Genomic DNA, 18194 nt, shown 5'->3' with positions numbered 1-18194 from the left:
GGGCGGACCTTTTTTATGGGTGAGGGGAATGGACGAGCCGGTAACGGCTTCGGCGGCGCCCCGTGCTTCGAGGCTATCCCTACATCTCGCGCCGATGGTCGGCTTGGAACAGGCTGCCGACGGGCGCCCCCCTGTCCCTTGTCCATGGGATCGGCCCCGACGCGTGCGATGCCCAGGCCGCTCAAGCGGCGGGGGAGGGGGGACCCGCCGGCCCGCTTCGCGGCGATCGGCTTGCCTTGAGGGTGGCCGAGGGCGCATGATGGAGGCTTAACCAGGTGGTCGGACCAAGATGATTTCCTCCATAGCCTCGACGACACTGCTCAGTGGCCTCGCCACCCAGTCGCGGGTTGCCCAGACCGCCGCCGACAATATCGCCAACGCCACCACGCCCGACTATCAGGCCCAACGGGGCCAGGTGGTCTCCACCAGCCCGGCCGGGGCGGCCTATGTGCCGCTGCCGCCCGAGGGCGAGGTGGATCTGGTGCGCGAGGTGGTCGATCTCGATCAGGCCAAGCAGGCCTATATCCTGGCCGCCCGAACCTTCTCCAGCATCGCCAGGACGGAGAAGGAAGGCCTGGATACCCTGGCCTGATCCCCCCCAGCCGGAAATCCCATTCATGTCCCATAAGCCCAAGGCCTATCTTGCCGGTCCGGCGGTGTTCCATCCGGCCGCCAAGGCTCTGCTCGACTATCTGGCCGAGATGTGCGGCCAGCACGGTCTGGAGGGAGTGGCGCCGTTCGAGCCCGAGGCCGCGCAACTGGCCTTGCCTCCCGCCGAACTGGCGGCGCTGATCCGGCGCGGCAACATGGAGCGGATCGGGGAATGCGACGTGGTGATCGCCTGCGTCTCGCCGTTCCGCGGTCCCGGCGCCTGTCCCGGAACCACCTGGGAGATGGGCTATGCCGAGGCCCTGGGCAAGCCGGTGATCGTCTGGTCCGAGGACATGCGTCCCTACAGCGAGCGGGTTCCCCACGACCGGGACGAGGACGGCCGGTTGTTCTGCCGCCAGCACGGCATGGTGGTCGAGAATTTCGGTCTGGTGGAGAACCTGATGTACGCCGCCGGTCCTTTGGCGGTGCAGCCGGATTTCGAGTCGGCGCTTAAAGAGGCGCGGCGGCTGGCTGAGGCGGGTCGGCAAGGGGCAGGGTGAAGCGGAAGGTGCTTCCCTTTCCGGGGGTGGATTCCGCCCAGATGTGACCGCCCAGGCGGTTGACGATACGCTTGCAGATGGTCAGGCCCACCCCGGTGCCGGCATAGCCGGAATGGGGATGGAGGCGGCGGAACAGTTCGAACACATCCTGTTCCGACGGGTCGAAGCCGATACCGTTGTCGCTGACGGAGAACACCCACTGGCGGTCCTGGCGTTCGGCCGTGATCTGTACGCGGGGGGCGATGCCGTCCTTGCGGTATTTGATGGCATTGCCGATCAGGTTCTGGAACACCTGGATCAGCATGACCGAGTCGGCGGCGACCTCGGGTAGGGGGGCGATGGCGATCTCGGCCCCGCCGGATTCAATGGCCTCGTGCAGATTGTTGAGGGCGCTGTGGCAGGCGGCCTCGGTCGAGACCAGCTCGATCCGCCCTTCGCTCCGGGTGGTCCGTGAATAAGCCAGCAGGTCGTTGATCAGGTGATGCATGCGGATGGCGCCGCTGGTCACCAGATCCAGGTATTGCTGGCCGCGCTCGTCCAGGACCGTGCCGTAATCCCGCTCGATCAGTTGGGCGAAGCAGGCGACGGTGCGCAGGGGCTCCTGCAGATCGTGGGAGGCTACATAGGCGAAACGCTCCAGTTCGGAATTGGCCTCGGTCAGCGTTTCCACCGCCTTGGCCAGCTTTTCCGCATGGGAGCGGCGATCCTCCTCGGCGCGGACGCGGTCGGTGACGTCGCGCACGATGTGAAAGCCCCCCGAGGGCCGGCCGTCCGGGCCGGGCAGCGAGCCGTAGCTGGTCTCGAACCACGCCGTGTCGCCATCGATGGCCAGCGACTGCAACTGGACGAAGGATTCGCCGGCCAGGGTGCGGTCCCAGCATTCCGAGAAAAGACGATAGCGGTCGGGAACATGGCCGAACAGGTCCTCGATGGACATGCCGATCTTGGCATCGCGTTGGAAAAAGTCCCAGCACACCGCCTGGTAGCGGGGATTGAAGGCGGTAAGGCGCTTGTTGCCGTCCCAGGCGGCGATCAGGTCCTGGGACCCGCGCAGGATGCCCGACAGCCGGGTGTTGACGTCGGTCAGTTCGCGGTTGCTCTCGACCAGGGCGGCGCCGCGCCGGTTCAACTCCTTCTCCCAGCGTCCCAGCAGCACCAGCAGCAACAGAGCGGTGACCAGGATGAAGGCACAGCCCTTGGCCAGTTCCAGCAGGGACGCCACCCCGGGAGGTTCGCCGACACCGATCCACACGGCCATGGACGACAGGAATATCCAGATCAGTCCAACGGCGGCATAGATGCCGGTGATGCGCCAGGCAACTTTCAATGCGGGAAGTCCTTAGAAGAAAATCTGGAGACGGGTGTCGATTCTACCAGAGCACCGACACGATGGCATCCGAATGCTGGCGGAACTCGATATCGGCCGGTGGGATTCATCTCGTAAAAGTATTCTGATCATTGAAATGTCATGTCCAATGGTGTTCTATGTCGGCTGACGTAAATCTTCATCGGGCGTATTGTCGCATGATCGCTGGAAAATTGCAGCTAATAGGCGGCTTGTCCCTACGGCAAACCAGGCCGGAGGATAATCAATTCCTGCTCGCCATGTTCATGGCGGCCCGTCCCTGGTTGGCCGAGACCTCGGACGATCCGGATTTCGTCAGATTTCTGTTCGAGGACCAATACCGCATCGCCCGCCTCGGGGTGGGCCATCTCTATCCCGAGCACATGGATTTCGTCATCCAGCGGACCGGCCAGTCCATCGGCCGCCTGACCCTGGATTTCGGCTATTCCGACTGGCGCATCAGCATCATGGAGATACACCCCGAGGCCCGGCGCAAGGGCAACGGCGCCGACGTGGTGCGCAGCCTGCAACGCGGCGCCGCCGGCTCGAAGATGGCGTTGACCGGCGCGGCCCTCAGCTATCCGCCGGGGGCCTTGGAGTTCTGGATGCGCCAGGGCTTTCGGGTGATCGCCTCGCGCCCGCCCCATGTGGAACTGGCCTGGTACCCGCCGGGCCGCCCCTGGCCCCAGCCGGTTCCGGCGGCGGTGCCGCAATACGGCTGAGGCCTGGCCCGACGGCCGTCAATTAAACGAGGCCTGGAAGACGGCGCTGATTCCCGGCTCATCCGAGACGATGCGCACCATATGGAGCGGCCCGATGCTGCCCAATTGGGGATGGTTCAGCGTGGCGTCGCAGCTGTTCCAGGCGCAGGGCTCGGGGGCGTAGAGGAGCAGGCTGAACGCCTCGCGCGGGGCGTTGCTGAACGTTCCGTTGGGATTGATCCTGGCGATGCGCAAGGTGGTCTCGAGGGACTGGCCGTCCCCGGTGATCAGGGTGACGGTGGATCCCACATGCGGCGTGAAGACGTCGCAGGACAGGGTGCGGATGTCGGTCATGGTGGAAAGGGACCCCTCGAGCAGTCTCTGATGGAAGCGGTAACGGCACCGTCCCTCCCGCGCCGGAGCGGGGGAGGGACGCGCGATCACTACGGCCGCATGGGGTAAAGGCCTTCCATGCAGAAGATGAAATTGAGAGCCAGCCAGGGCTGCATCACCGACGGAGTGCCGATCACCGAGATCGTCGATCCACCGGGACTGCCGGTCGGGGCGACCACCACGCTACCGCCGGTGACGGTATTGACCGTCACGGTCTGGGCGGGGATGGCCGAACGGCCCTGGGTGCCGGGATTGAGGGTGACGTTCAGGCCGCCCACGTTGGCCGGCGAGGCCCCGGCCGAACTCGCCCACATCTGGGCGCCGGTGGCGCCGCTCGGGGTCGACGCCAGGAAGGTATTGGAGCCGCCGATGGCATAGGAATTGCCGGTAATCCCCGGATTGGCCTGCAACGCCACCGTGCCCAGGGACGGCGGCGTGCCGGGATCGGCGGGAACCGCCGGAATGGTGACCGTCTGAGGGCCGGTGGCGGCACTGAAGGTCGCCCCGTGGGTGTGCGATCCCACCGGGGTGTTGGCGGCGGTCAGGGTGACGCTGCCCACCACCGGACCGGTGGTGAACGAACCGCCATTCTGGCTGACATTGAAGGAATGGCTCTCCAGTATGCCGGTTCCGATCGGGGTGCGGCCCTGGAGGTTGGGCAGGGCGAAGGTCGACGTGCCGTTGCCGCCATATATGGAACTGATGATGGAAAAGACGGCCTGGTATTGAGTGACGTTCAAAATCTGTCCCAAGGCCAGATTGAAGCCCTGCGGCGCGTAAGTGCCGGCAAAGGGAAAAATCAGGCAAATATAACTATCCATGAATCCATCCTCCGGTTTGGCTGCGCGGTCGGACTCTCTTCCCGGCCCCCTCGCCGCCGTTTGTTCCGCGGCCCAGCCTTGCCCCCCTTGCGCTGTAGTCAGGGCTGTATGGGTCGTCCCACTGCGCCGATCCCCGCACCATGGTCCGAGGACGGCCGGACCCGACACTCCGGCACTGATGGGGCGGCGCAATTTCCGCCCAACCACAATCAAAGCGCGCCATTACGTGTCGAATATCCGCAAATAGGAATCCACATATTTGTACGGACCGCAAGCCTAACGAGTTTTGTGTGGCAAAATATCACCCTGTATGGGTGTGCATGTGTGCGTAACTCGTGAAAGATGTTTTAACCTGTTTGATGGCCGGTTGCCTGGTCTCTTCCCTGTTCGCTCCTGGAGATTCCGGGTGGGCTCGGATGTTGTGGCTAAAGGATGTATGGAGTCGTTTTTTTGCATCTGACCTTGGTCTGCGTCTTCCTTGCTTGTTGATCATAACGGTCATGGTGTGTGGAATTTGAAGCGTCGAATGCTATTTGAAAGTCGCATTTCGACGATGCATTGTATTTGCGGCCTCCTTCAATCTTTATTAGTATCGGTTGCGCTAACCGTGCGATGTGACGTTGGGGGGAAATGCGCGGGTGGCATGTGGGCGGCGAGCCGTCTCGATTCGGGCGGGAGTGACTTGTCGGTGGAGAGAGGGTGATCATGACCAAGTCCATCAACATGGCTTCCATGGGCCGACGGGCCGGTGGACGTGGCAGTCGTCTGGGTGCCCTGCTTCTGCCGCTTGAACCTCGGCTGATGTTCGATGGTGCCGCGGTGACCGACGCGGCCCATGCCGCCGCCGATGCCGGCGCCAAGGCGCTGATCCCCGTCGTCGCCGCTCCCGTGGTGGTGCGCGAGGCCGATCCGTCCAAGGATAGCGGCAAGAAGGAGGTGGCCTTCGTCGATACCTCGGTGGCCGATTACAAAACCCTCGAGGCCGGTATCAAGGTCGGCATCGCCATCGTCGAGATCGGCGGTGGTGCCGACGGTCTGGCTCAGATGGCCGCCTGGGCCGAGGCCAACAGCGGTTATGATGCCATTCATGTCTTCAGTCACGGGACCCAAGGCACGGTGATTCTGGGCTCGGCCACCCTGAATTCAGCCTCCTTGTCCGATGCCGCGACTCAGGCTGAATTGGCCGAGATCGGGCATGCGCTGAAGGCCGGCGGCGATGTTCTGCTGTATGGCTGCGATGTGGCCCAGGGTGATGCGGGCGCGGCGTTGGTGTCGGGGCTTGCGTCCGCCACCGGCGCCGATATCGCGGCGTCCACCGACAACACCGGCGATGCGGCCCATGGCGGCGATTGGGTCCTGGAAAAGACTTCGGGAACCATCGACGTGTCGAGAATCGCCGTCGATGCCTATGGCGAACTGCTGACGGCGCCCTATTCGGGAACCATCGATTTTGGCAATGCCGACGGTGGTTCCATCACCAGTGACGGCGATATCAATTACGATGGTTCGGTCAATTCCGCCGCCTACAGCGTCGGCGGATATTCATTGGTGGCGACGTCCGATGCGGGGGGGACCCTCATTAGCGGCAATTTGCTTACCTTCGGCAGCGCCGCGGCTTTGGATCTCTATACCACCACGGCGACGATCAAGTTCTCCAACGATGAAACCTTCGACATAACGTCGCTTTGGATTCAGAACTACACTCGTGTCGACGTCAGCGGAAACAGAACGTATATCATAACCGGGTATAATGGGACGGACCAAGTCGGAACCGCAGTGGAAATAAGCCTTGTTGCCGACAATGGCACGGGAACCGCAACCCTTAATTTTTCCGCGGTCACAAGTATTGTCATTACTCTGAAGGAAATCGGTAGTAACGGTGGTCAAGGTCATGATGCCGGGATGGGCTCGTGGTACGATGTGGACGACCTCATCGTTTCCGATGTTCATGCCACCTTGGCCAAGCCCGTCATTACCGGCCTGACCAGTGGGACGGACACCGGTTCGTCCCAAGCCGACAAAATCACCAGCAGCACAGCGCCCACCGTTATCGGAACGGGCATCAGCGGCGATACCGTCAAGCTCTACGACACGGACGGAACCACGCTGTTGGGCTCCGCCACGGTCGACGGATCGGGAAATTGGTCCATCGCGTCGTCGACCCTGTCCGAGGGGACGCATACCCTGAAGGTCACCCAGACCGATGGCGTCAGCACATCGGCCGCCGCGACCGTGTCGGTGACCATCGACACCACCGCGCCGACCGTCTCGGGGGTGACGTCTTCCACCGCCAACGGCAGCTACAAGGTGGGCGACGTCATCTCGGTGCAGGTCAATTTCAGCGAGAGCGTGACGGTGACCGGCACGCCGCAGCTGACCCTGGAGACCGGCACCACCGACCGCACCGTCGACTACACCAGCGGCTCGGGGACCAGTTCGCTGACCTTCACCTATACGGTGCAGGCGGGCGATACCACCGCCGACCTGGACTACATCTCGACCGCCGCCCTGGCGCTCAACGGCGGCACCATCAAGGATGCGGCGGGCAACAACGCCACCCTGACCCTGGCCTCGCCCGGCGTGGCCAATTCCCTGGGCAACGCCAAGGCCATCGTCATCGACGGCGTGGCGCCCACGGTGTCGGGCGTGACGTCCTCGACCGCCGACGGCAGCTACAAGGTGGGCGATACCATCTCGGTGCAGGTCAATTTCAGCGAGAGCGTGACGGTGACCGGCACGCCGCAACTGACCCTGGAGACCGGCACCACCGACCGTACCGTCGACTATGCCAGCGGCTCGGGGACCAACTCGCTGACCTTCACCTATACGGTGCAGGCGGGCGACACCACCGCCGATCTCGACTACATCTCCACCGGGGCGCTGGCGCTCAACGGCGGCACCATCAAGGATGCGGCGGGCAACGACGCCACCCTGACCCTGGCCTCGCCCGGCGCGGCCAATTCCCTGGGCAACGCCAAGGCCATCGTCGTCGACGGCGTGGTACCGACCGTCTCGGCGGTGACGTCCTCGACCGCCGACGGCAGCTACAAGGTGGGCGATACCATCTCGGTGCAGGTCGATTTCAGCGAGAACGTGACGGTGACCGGCACGCCGCAACTGACCCTGGAGACCGGCACCACCGACCGCACCATCAACTACGCCAGCGGCTCGGGGACCAGTTCGCTGACCTTCACCTATACGGTGCAGGCGGGCGACACCACCGCCGATCTCGACTACATCTCCACCGGGGCGCTGGCGCTCAACGGCGGGACCATCAAGGATGCGGCGGGCAACGACGCCACCCTGACCCTGGCCTCGCCCGGCGCGGCCAATTCCCTGGGCAACGCCAAGGCCATCGTTATCGACGGCGTGGTACCGACCGTGTCGGGTGTGACGTCTTCCACCGCCAATGGCAGCTACAAGGTGGGCGACACGATCTCGGTGCAGGTCAATTTCAGCGAGAGCGTGACGGTGACCGGCACGCCGCAACTGACCCTGGAGACCGGCACCACCGACCGCACCGTCGACTACACCAGCGGCTCGGGGAGCAGTTCGCTGACCTTCACCTATACGGTGCAGGCGGGCGATACCACCGCCGACCTGGACTACATCTCGACGTCCGCCCTGGTACTCAACGGCGGCAGCATCAAGGACGCGGTGGGCAACGACGCCACCCTGACCCTGGCCTCGCCCGGCGCGGCCAATTCCCTGGGCAACGCCAAGGCTATCGTTATCGATACCACCGCGCCCGGCACCCCTGCCACCCCGACCATGGCCACGGCGAGCGACCATGGCTCCTCCAACAGCGACGGCACCACCAATCTGACCACGCCGGTCATCAACGGTACCGGCGTCGAAGCCAATGCCACCGTGACGCTGTACGACACCGATGGCACCACGGTGCTGGGCACCACCACCGCCGACGGGTCGGGCAACTGGTCCATCACGTCGTCGGCGCTGTCGGCGGGGGATCATACCCTCAAGGCCAAGGCCACCGATGCCGCCGGCAATTCTTCGTCCTTGTCGTCGGGCCTGGCCGTGACCATCGATACCGCGGCGCCGACCGATGTCGGGCTGAGCAACAGCATTGTGGCGCTGACCGCCGGCAGTGTGGCGGGCACTCTGTCGGCCACCGACGCCACCAGCGGCGATACCTTCACTTATTCGCTGCCGGGTGGCGTGGGCGACAATGGGGTGTTCTCCATTTCCGGCACGTCGCTCCAGGTCGGCACCGGTCAGACCCTGACCGACGGCCAGACCTACAGCGTCACCGTCCGGGTGACCGACAAGGCCGGCAACACCTTCGACAAGGCCTTCACCATCACGGCCGCCGATCTGCCCGCGGTCAGTTCCATCAACCGGGTCTCGGCCCAGGATACCAGGGGCAGCGGTGGCCTGGACTACACCGTCACCTTCAGCAAGACCGTCGACAATGTCGACGCTGGCGATTTCACCGTCACCAAGGGGGCGGGGGTGACCGGCACGGCGGTGATCAGCGTCACTGCCGGGGCCAATGGCAGCAGCACCTATACCGTCCATGTGGCGGGGCTGTCGGGGGACGGCACCGTGCGCCTCGATCTCAACGCCTCGGGGACCGGCATCACCGCCAGCACCGGCGGGGCCGCCATCGGCGGCGGCTACGCCTCGGGCCAGAACTATACCCTGGACAACACCGCCGCTACGGTGTCGGGCGTGACGTCTTCCACCGCCAACGGCAGCTACAAGGTGGGCGACACCATCTCGGTGCAGGTCAATTTCAGCGAGAGCGTGACGGTGACCGGCACGCCGCAGCTGACCCTGGAGACCGGCACCACCGACCGCACCATCGACTACGCCAGCGGCTCGGGGACCAATTCGCTGACCTTCACCTATACGGTACAGGCGGGCGATACCACCGCCGACCTGGACTACATCTCGACGTCCGCCCTGGTGCTCAACGGCGGCAGCATCAAGGACGCGGTGGGCAACGACGCCACCCTGACCCTGGCCTCGCCCGGCGCGGCCAATTCCCTGGGCAACGCCAAGGCCATCGTCGTCGACGGCGTGGCGCCCACGGTGTCGGGCGTGACGTCCTCCACCGCCGACGGCAGCTACAAGGTGGGCGATACCATCTCGGTGCAGGTCGATTTCAGCGAGAACGTGACGGTGACCGGCACGCCGCAGTTGACCCTGGAGACCGGCACCACCGACCGTACCGTCAATTACGCCAGCGGCTCGGGGACCAGTTCGCTGACCTTCACCTATACGGTGCAGGCGGGCGACACCACCGCCGATCTCGACTACATCTCCACCGGGGCGCTGGCGCTCAACGGCGGCACCATCAAGGATGCGGCGGGCAACGACGCTACCTTGACCCTGGCGTCGCCCGGCGTGGCCAATTCCCTGGGGAACGCCAAGGCCATCGTCGTCGACGGCGTGGCGCCCACGGTGTCGGGCGTGACGTCCTCCACCGCCAATGGCAGCTACAAGGTGGGCGACACCATCTCGGTGCAGGTCAATTTCAGCGAGAGCGTGACGGTGACCGGCACGCCGCAACTGACCCTGGAGACCGGCACCACCGACCGTACCGTCAATTACGCCAGCGGCTCGGGGACCAGTTCGCTGACCTTCACCTATACGGTGCAGGCGGGCGATACCACCGCCGATCTCGACTACATCTCCACCGGGGCACTGGCGCTCAACGGCGGCACCATCAAGGATGCGGTGGGCAACGACGCCACCCTGACCCTGGCCTCGCCCGGCGCGGCCAATTCCCTGGGGAACGCCAAGGCCATCGTCGTCGACGGCGTGGTACCGACCGTCTCGGCGGTGACGTCCTCCACCGCCAATGGCAGCTACAAGGTGGGCGACACCATCTCGGTGCAGGTCAATTTCAGCGAGAACGTGACGGTGACCGGCACGCCGCAACTGACCCTGGAGACCGGCACCACCGACCGCACCATCAACTACGCCAGCGGCTCGGGGAGCAGTTCGCTGACCTTCACCTATACGGTACAGGCGGGCGATACCACCGCCGACCTGGACTACATCTCGACGTCCGCCCTGGTACTCAACGGCGGCAGCATCAAGGACGCGGTGGGCAACGACGCCACCCTGACCCTGGCCTCGCCCGGCGCGGCCAATTCCCTGGGCAACGCCAAGGCCATCGTCGTCGACGGCGTGGCGCCCACGGTGTCGGGCGTGACGTCCTCCACCGCCAATGGCAGCTACAAGGTGGGCGACACGATCTCGGTGCAGGTCAATTTCAGCGAGAGCGTGACGGTGACCGGCACGCCGCAACTGACCCTGGAGACCGGTACCACCGACCGCACCGTCGACTACACCAGCGGCTCGGGGACCAACTCGCTGACCTTCACCTATACGGTGCAGGCGGGCGATACCACCGCCGATCTGGACTACGTTTCCACCGGGGCCCTGGTGCTCAACGGCGGCAGCATCAAGGATGCGGTGGGCAACGACGCCACCCTGACCCTGACCTCGCCCGGCGCGGCCAATTCCCTGGGGAACGCCAAGGCCATCGTCATCGATACCACCGCCGCCACGGTGACCTCGGTTTCGGTGCCGGCCGACAAGACCTACGGCATCGGCCAGAACATGGATTTCACCGTCAATTTCGACGAGGCGGTGACGGTCGATACCACCGGCGGCACGCCGCGCATCGCCGTAACGCTGAATATCGGCGGCACGGTCTATGCCGATTATGTCAGCGGTTCGGGAAGCTCGGCCCTGGTGTTCCGCCTTCTGCCCCAACGCGACAATGACGACAATGACGGCGTCACCGTCGGCGCCCTGGGGCTGAATGGTGGCACCATCAAGGACGCGGCGGGCAACAACGCCACTCTGACCCTGAACGGCGTGGCGTCTACCACCGCCGTACAGGTGGATGGCAAGGCTCCAGATGCTCCCACCCTGACGGTGCCGGCCACCGCCGCGAGCAGCACTTCCGTGACCGTCAACGGGACCGCCGAGGCCAATTCGACGGTCAAGGTTTATGACGGCGCCATCTTGCTGGGTGAGACGACCGCCAATGAATCCGGCGTCTGGAAGTATAACGCGACGCTGGTCGCCGGTAGCAACAAGTTGACCGCGAAGGCCGTGGATGCCGTCGGTAATGTCAGCGAAGTTTCATCGGAAACTGAGGTGGTCGTTACCCTGCCAACAACCAATAATACGACGGTAACGACGGTAATAACCGCAACAACAGTTGTGACCGGTGGCGATTCTGGCGGTGGTGAAAGTGGATCGTCGGGGCTGAGGACGATCATACGTGATACCGGGGCTGGTACGGGCACGGGCTTTGGGCTGGGGGCCGGCGCTGGACTTGGCGCTGGCACTGGCCTGGGAATTGGGGCCACCGGCGGCTCCCCGACCACCGGTGATGGTGGCCGGGTCGCCATCATTCCCGCCGTTCTGACCGCTCCCACGGCCGGCGCCTTCCAGGTCGCCGTGGCGGCCAGGCCGCCGGGGGGCGGTGACGCCCTGGTGGTCAACGCCCCCATGCGGGACATGGCCGTCGCCATCGGCTCCAGCCTCAGTGTGACCATTCCGGCGGAAGCCTTCGCCCATACCAGGGCGGATGCCACCGTTACCCTGGCCGCCAGCCAGGTCAGCGGGGCGGCGCTGCCGTCGTGGATGGTGTTCGACGCCAAGACCGGAACCTTCAAGGGTACGCCGCCGCCCGGCTTCCGTGGCGAAGTGACGGTGAAGGTCGTCGCCCGCGACAACCAGGGCCGCGAGGCGGTGCAGACTTTCAAGATCCGGGTCGGCGAGGCCGGGCCGGGTGGCGTCGCTCCGGGTGAAGGCGGGCAAGGCCAGGGCCAGGGCGGCCAGCGCAGCGGCGACCTCGGCCTGCCGGGCAAGCTGGCCCATGCGGTCGGACGGCCCAGCCTGACCGAGCAATTGCGGAATTTGAGCCGCGACGGCCACAAGGCCGACGGCACGGCGCTGATCGCCCTGCTGCAGGGCAAGGGGCGCGCGGCATGAGGATGATGAACCGGGGGATGGTGATGATGGTTGATGTGAAGCGTGCCGGCCGCCTGTTGGCCTCCGCCTCGTTGATTGCCCTGCTTTCGGCCTGCGCGGTGACGCCGGAGCCGTTCACGGCGGAGGAACTGAGCACCCAGGCGGCGCAGGACCGCGAGGCCATGTTCAAGGGCGGCGAGCCGCTCTCCGGCCCGCTGACCGTGTCCGAGGCCATCGCGCGGGCACTGAAGTACAACCTGGACAAGCGCTCCAAGATGATGGAGGAGGCGCTGGCCCTGGGGCAGACCGACGTGGACCGCTGGGACATGCTGCCCAAGCTGACCGCCAACGCCGGGTATTCCTACCGCTCGGAGCCCAACGCCACGGTGTCGCAGAATGTGCAGACCGGCCAGCGGGACGGCGCCTACAGCGTTTCCGCCGACCAGCGCACCAAGACCACCGATCTGACCATGTCGTGGAACCTGCTGGATTTCGGCGTCACCTACTACACCGCCAAGGCCAACGCCGACCGTGCCCTGGTCGCCACCGAGCGGCGGCGCAAGGCGGTGCACAATCTGGTGACCGAGGTCCGCTTCGCCTTCTGGCGCGCCGCCGCCTATCAGGTGCTGAATTCCGAGGTGGACCGCGCGGTCTCCGAGGCCAAGGACGCCCTGGGCAAGGCCCGGCAGGTGGAGAAGGAAAACCTCCGGGCTCCGGCCGAGTCCTTGCGCTACCAGAAATCGCTGCTGGAGACGCTGCGCCAGTTGACCGCCGTTCAGCAGGAATTGTCGACGGCCCAGATCGAGCTGGCGGCGCTGATCAATGTGCCGCCGGGCACCAGGCTGATCCTGTCGGTGCCGGCCGAGATGGCGGTGCCCGACTGGACCACGCCGCTGGAGCGCATGGAGGAACTGGCCTTCGCCCAGAACCCCGACCTGCGGGAACAGGGCTACCTGTCGCGCATCGCGGTGGACGACACCAAGAAGGCCATCATCAAGCTGCTGCCCGGCATCACCTTCAGTGGCGGGCGCAATTGGGACGGCAATTCGTTCCTGATGGACAACCACTGGTACGAAGCCGGCGCCAAGCTGTCGTGGAACGTCATGAACGTGTTCTCGGGCAAGTCGCAGTTGGACTATGCCGAGACCAACGAGCAGGTGGCCGACGCCCGGCGCAAGGCGCTGCGCATGGCGGTGCTGGCCCAGGTGTATGTGGGCGAGCGCCAGTTCCGCAACGCGGTCAGCCAGTACCAGCAATCGGACGAGCTGTGGCAGGTGGACAAACGGCTGTTCGAGCTGTCCGAGGCGCGGACCGCCAACGACGCCCAGGGCATCCTGGAGCGGGTGGCGGGGCGGGCCTCGGCCATCGCCTCGCAATTGCGCCGCTTCCAGTCCTATGCCCAGGTGGAGCAGGCCTATGCCAAGATCCAGGCGACGCTGGGCCACGACCTGACCATCGACAAGGTCGAGAACGGCGATCTCAAGACGCTGTCCAAGGCGGTGGCCGCCGGGTTGGAGGCCTGGGGGCGTGACGCCGGCCCGTCGGCGCCGGCCGCGACGCCCGCGCCGGTGGTGGTCGAGGCGCCCAAGGCCCCCGAGCCGTTGACCAGCGAGAATACCAGATGGATCAGGGGGGATGCCCAGGCCATCGCCCAGGTGTCCGGCCAATGAGGTGTGCCGTCCTGGCCGGGGGGGTGGCGGTGTTGTGCGCCGCTCCCGCCTGGGGCCAGGAATTGCGGGCTCAGCTTTCTCCCCGCGACTTCACCACCCTGGCCGCCGAGATCGGCGCCAAGGTGGAGAAGATCGGCGCGCGCGAGGGTGAACGCTTCACCCGGGGACAGGTGCTGATCGCCTTCGATTGCTCGGTCAATCGGGCGCAGTTGGACGAGGCCCGCGCTACCCAGTCGGCGGCCGACAAGACCCTGGCGGTCAACCGGCGGCTGCTGGAACTGCAGACGGTGGGCAAACTGGAGACCGACGTCTCGGTGGCCGAGGCGGAAAAGGCCCGCGCCAAGGTCGCCGCCATGAGCGCCATGGTGTCCAAATGCGCCGTCACCGCCCCCTTCGACGGCCGGGTGGTGGAGCAGAAGGTCAGGGGCCAGCAATACGTCCAGCCCGGTCAGGCGCTGCTCGACATCCTGGACGATTCGGTGCTGGAACTGGACTTCGTGGTGCCGTCCAAATGGCTGGTGTGGTTGAAGCCCGGCCATGCCTTCCAGGTGGCCATCGACGAGACGGGCAAGAGCTATCCGGTCAAGCTGACCCGCGTCGGTGCCCGTATCGACCCGGTCAGCCAGACGGTGCGGGTGGCGGGGGCCATCGGCGGTCATTTCACCGAACTGTCGGCGGGCATGTCGGGCAAGGTGCTGCTGGTACCCCCGCCATGATGGGGCCGGGGGCATGATGCAGGTCGAGACCGGCACCGCCCTGCGCCTGGCGACCCTGCTCGACGTGGAGGGGCGTATCCTGCGGGCGGAGGATATGGCCGAGATCGGTTTCGTGGCGGTCAACGACGCCCATGCCCTGGTTCCCTACCGCCAGTCGGTGCTGTGGAGCCGGGCCGGGGGCGTCGAGACGGTATCCGGCCTGGCCTTGCCCGATCGCAATGCTCCCTTCCTGTTGTGGATGGAGGCGGTATGCCGCCATCTTTCGTCGCTGGCCAAGCCGGCGGTGCTGTCCGCCGCCGGCCTGCCCGCCGAACTGGCCGGGCAGTGGGGGGAGTGGCTGCCGCCCCATGCCCTGTGGCTGCCCTTGGGGGCGGAGGCCGCGCTGTTCTACGCCGCCGAGGCGGAATGGCACGAGGGCGACGTCGCCCTGCTGGCCCGGCTGGGCGAGGCGGTCACCGCGTCCCGGGGCCGCTTTCAACGCCCGTCGCGTCTCGCCGCCGGGCTGGCCCGGCTGAAGACCAGCCGCAAGCGTCAGGCGGTGGCCTTGGGCCTGCTGGTCCTGTCGCTGTTTCCGGTGACCGGCTCGGTGCTGGCGCCGGCCGATATGGTTCCCGCCCATCCCCTGGTGGTGCGCTCGCCCCTGGACGGCGTGGTGGACCGCATCCATGTCCGGCCCAACGAGCAGGTGGCCGAGGGCAAGCCGCTGTTCGATCTGGATGCGACCCAGTTGACCGGACGCCTCGACGTCGCCCGCCAGCAATACGCCACCGCCGAGGCGGAATACCGTCAGGCGGCCCAGGCCCAGGTGTTCGACCCCAAGGCCAAGGCCCAGGTGGCGATTCTTGCCGGCCGCGCCGAGGAGAGGGCCGCCGAGGTCAAGTGGCTGGAAAGCCAGTTGGACCGTATCCGGGTCAAGTCGCCCGGTTCCGGCATCGCCGTGCTGGATGATCCCTCCGACTGGATCGGCCGTCCGGTGGTGGTGGGCGAAAAGGTGATGCTGGTGGCCGACGAGACCGATACCGAGGTGGAGGCCTGGCTGTCGGTGGCCGATGCCGGCGAGGCGCGGCCCGGCGCGCGCCTGACCCTGTTCCTCAATTCCCGGCCGCTGTCGCCGGTCCGCGCCGTGGTGCTCAACGTGGCCTACGAGCCTTCGGCCCGACCCGACGCCACCCTGGCCCACCGGGTGCGCGCCGTTCTGGCGGAGGGGCAGGACAAGCCGCATCTGGGCCTCAAGGGGACGGCGCGTATCGACGGCGATACCGTGCCGCTGATCTGGTGGCTGTTCAGAAAGCCGCTGGTCGCCGTACGCCAGTTCGTGGGTTTTTGACCATGAATGCCGCCGCCATCCTGCCGCCGCTGCGCCAGGAACTCACCGTGCATCCGGGGCCGCGCGGGGCGGACGGGGCGCCCAGTTGGACGCTGCACGATCCGCTTCGCAACCAGTTCTTCCGGCTGTCCTGGCCGGCCTTCGAAATGCTGTCGCGCTGGTCCCTGGGCGAGCCCGAGGCGGTGGCGGCAACCATCCGGCACGAAACCACCCTGGAGGTGGAGGCCGAGGACGTGGCCGACATGGTGGAATTCCTCGCCCGGGGGCAATTGCTGCAGCCCACCGGGCCGGACTACACCCGTCACCTGCTGGCCGTCGCGCGGGCGTCGCGTACCTCGTGGGCCGAGTGGCTGCTGCACCATTACCTGTTCTTCCGCGTGCCGCTGGTTCGTCCCGACCGGGTGCTGGATGCCCTGTTGCCGTGGACGCGATGGCTGGGCGGCGCGGCCTTCCGTCTGGCGACCCTGGTCGCCCTGGCGGCGGGGTTGCTGCTGGTGGGACGGCAGTGGAGCGTCTTCGCCACCACCCTGGTGGACCAGTTCTCCATCACCGGGCTGGCGGCCTTCGGGGTGGCGCTGGGGCTGGCCAAGCTGATCCACGAACTGGGCCATGCCCTGACCGCCAAATCCTTCGGCCTCAGGGTGCCGACCATGGGGGTGGCTTTTCTGGTGCTGATGCCGGTGCTCTACACCGACGTCAACGAGGCGTGGAAGCTGCCCGACCGCCGCCGGCGCCTGCTGATCGGCGGCGCCGGGATACTTTCCGAACTGACCCTGGCCGTCTGGGCGACGCTGGCCTGGGCGTTGCTGCCCGACGGCACCGGGCGGCAGATGGCCTTTACCCTGGCCGCCACCACCTGGATCAGCTCGCTGCTGATCAATCTCAGCCCGTTCATGCGCTTCGACGGCTACTTCCTGATGGCCGACGCGCTGGACATGCCCAATCTGCACAACCGGGCCTTCGCCCTGGCCCGCTGGCGACTGCGCGAGGTGTTGTTCGGCTTGGGCGAAACGGTGCCGGAACACGTGGCGCCGGGACGCCAAAGCCTGCTGGTGGTGTTCGCCTGGGCGGTGTGGATCTACCGTCTCAGTCTGTTTCTGGGCATCGCCGTGCTGGTCTACCACTTCTTCATCAAGGTGGTGGGAATCCTGCTGTTCTGTGTGGAAATCGGCTGGTTCGTGATCAAGCCGGTCGCCGCCGAGATCAAGGAATGGCGCGAGCGCCTGCCGGCCATCGGCGCCAGCCGGCGTTCGCGCTGGACCCTGGGGCTGGCCGGGCTGGCGCTGCTGGTCGCCCTGGTGCCGTGGAACGGCCGGGTCTCGGCGCCGGCCATGCTCAAGGCCGGCGGACACATGGTGCTGTATCCCCCCGGCCCGGCGCTGCTCAAATCCCTCGAGGCGCGGGAGGCCGGCTGGGTGGAGGCGGGCGGCGTGCTTGCCGTCCTGGAGAATCCCGAGGTCGATTATCGTCTGGCCCAGGCGGCCCGGCGGATCGGCGTGCTGAAATACGAATTGTCCTCGGTGGGCTTCGAGGCCAGCTTCCGCGACCGCTCCCAGGCCATCGCCCGCGAACTGGAGGCGGCGGAGGCCGAACACGCCGCCGCGTTGCGCGACAAGGCCCGCCTGACTCTCAGGGCTCCCATCGCCGGCTGGGTGACCGACGTCTCGCCGCTGCTGCTGACCGGCCAATGGCTCAGCGTGCGCGAGGCCCTGATGGCGGTGCGCGGACCCGGCGCCACCATCGAGGCCTATGTGGCGGAGGACGACCTGCCGCGCATCCGTCCCGGCGGGACCGCCTCGTTCCTGGCCGAGGGAAGCCGGGCGGCGCTGGCCGCCACCATCGTCGAGATCGACCGCACGGCGGTACGGGGGCTGGCCGATCCGGCCCTGGCCACCGCCTATGGCGGGGCAATACCGGCCCGCTTCGTGGACAAGGCCCTGGTGCCCGACGCGGCGCTTTACCGCGTGCGTCTCGCCGTGCCGGGGGCCGCGTCGGAAGGAGTGATGCTGCGCGGCGAGGTTCATCTGGACGGGGAGGGGCGCTCCCTGACGCAACGCCTGTTCCGCGCCGTCGCCACGGTGGTCATCCGGGAATGGGGAGTATAGAAT

11 protein-coding genes are annotated in these 18194 nt (G+C 66.3%); 8 read left to right on the top strand and 3 right to left on the bottom strand.

Annotated features, from left to right (window positions below):
- The first annotated feature begins 289 nt into the window (after positions 1 to 289).
- Together CP958_RS12955 and CP958_RS12950 are read left to right on the top strand one after the other, a co-directional pair.
- The gene (locus CP958_RS12955; protein ID WP_096702356.1) at positions 290 to 592 is read left to right on the top strand and encodes a hypothetical protein; all 303 of its coding nucleotides are present in this window, start codon (positions 290 to 292) and stop codon (positions 590 to 592) included.
- A gap of 25 nt (positions 593 to 617) precedes the next feature.
- Complete coding sequence (locus CP958_RS12950) at positions 618 to 1151, top strand: nucleoside 2-deoxyribosyltransferase (protein WP_096702355.1); 534 nt, start codon at positions 618 to 620, stop codon at positions 1149 to 1151.
- Here CP958_RS12950 and CP958_RS12945 read toward each other — a convergent pair.
- Positions 1102 to 2478, bottom strand: coding sequence for an ATP-binding protein (locus tag CP958_RS12945; RefSeq protein ID WP_096702354.1), 1377 nt, complete (start codon positions 2476 to 2478; stop codon positions 1102 to 1104). The two genes, CP958_RS12950 and CP958_RS12945, sit on opposite strands and share 50 nt — an antisense overlap.
- A 284-nt stretch (positions 2479 to 2762) precedes the next feature.
- On the opposite strand from CP958_RS12945, the gene CP958_RS12940 reads away from it, so the two are divergent.
- Positions 2763 to 3218 (top strand): GNAT family N-acetyltransferase, encoded by a 456-nt coding sequence (locus tag CP958_RS12940; RefSeq protein WP_141400506.1) that lies wholly within the window; start codon positions 2763 to 2765, stop codon positions 3216 to 3218.
- Between the two features lie 18 nt (positions 3219 to 3236).
- Here the strand turns inward: CP958_RS12940 and CP958_RS12935 are convergent, their stop codons facing one another.
- Positions 3237 to 3551, bottom strand: a complete 315-nt coding sequence (locus CP958_RS12935; protein WP_096702352.1) for a hypothetical protein — start codon at positions 3549 to 3551, stop codon at positions 3237 to 3239.
- Between the two features lie 89 nt (positions 3552 to 3640).
- Positions 3641 to 4411 carry a tail fiber protein gene (locus CP958_RS12930; protein WP_096702351.1) on the bottom strand — a complete coding sequence of 257 codons (771 nt, stop codon included), beginning with the start codon at positions 4409 to 4411 and terminating at the stop codon, positions 3641 to 3643.
- A gap of 705 nt (positions 4412 to 5116) precedes the next feature.
- Here CP958_RS12930 and CP958_RS12925 point away from each other — a divergent pair.
- The 5 genes from CP958_RS12925 to CP958_RS12905 are packed head-to-tail and all read left to right on the top strand — an operon-like array spanning position 5117 to position 18191.
- Positions 5117 to 12394 carry a DUF4347 domain-containing protein gene (locus tag CP958_RS12925; protein ID WP_141400505.1) on the top strand — a complete coding sequence of 2426 codons (7278 nt, stop codon included), beginning with the start codon at positions 5117 to 5119 and terminating at the stop codon, positions 12392 to 12394.
- Between the two features lie 23 nt (positions 12395 to 12417).
- Positions 12418 to 14043: a TolC family protein gene (locus tag CP958_RS12920; protein WP_242442878.1), complete on the top strand. Its 1626-nt coding sequence runs from the start codon at positions 12418 to 12420 to the stop codon at positions 14041 to 14043.
- A complete protein-coding gene (locus tag CP958_RS12915) occupies positions 14040 to 14759 on the top strand; it encodes an efflux RND transporter periplasmic adaptor subunit (protein WP_096702349.1) in 720 nt (239 codons plus the stop codon). The genes CP958_RS12920 and CP958_RS12915 overlap by 4 nt, the downstream gene beginning before the upstream one ends.
- A gap of 13 nt (positions 14760 to 14772) precedes the next feature.
- Complete coding sequence (locus tag CP958_RS12910) at positions 14773 to 16086, top strand: HlyD family efflux transporter periplasmic adaptor subunit (RefSeq protein ID WP_242442877.1); 1314 nt, start codon at positions 14773 to 14775, stop codon at positions 16084 to 16086.
- Between the two features lie 2 nt (positions 16087 to 16088).
- Positions 16089 to 18191 (top strand): HlyD family efflux transporter periplasmic adaptor subunit, encoded by a 2103-nt coding sequence (locus CP958_RS12905; RefSeq protein WP_096702348.1) that lies wholly within the window; start codon positions 16089 to 16091, stop codon positions 18189 to 18191.
- Positions 18192 to 18194: the final 3 nt, after the last annotated feature.

The organism is Magnetospirillum sp. 15-1, assembly GCF_900184795.1.
Lineage (GTDB): Bacteria > Pseudomonadota > Alphaproteobacteria > Rhodospirillales > Magnetospirillaceae > Phaeospirillum.
Note: the sequence above shows the minus strand (reverse complement) of the source record. Positions and strands in the feature narration are given on the sequence as shown.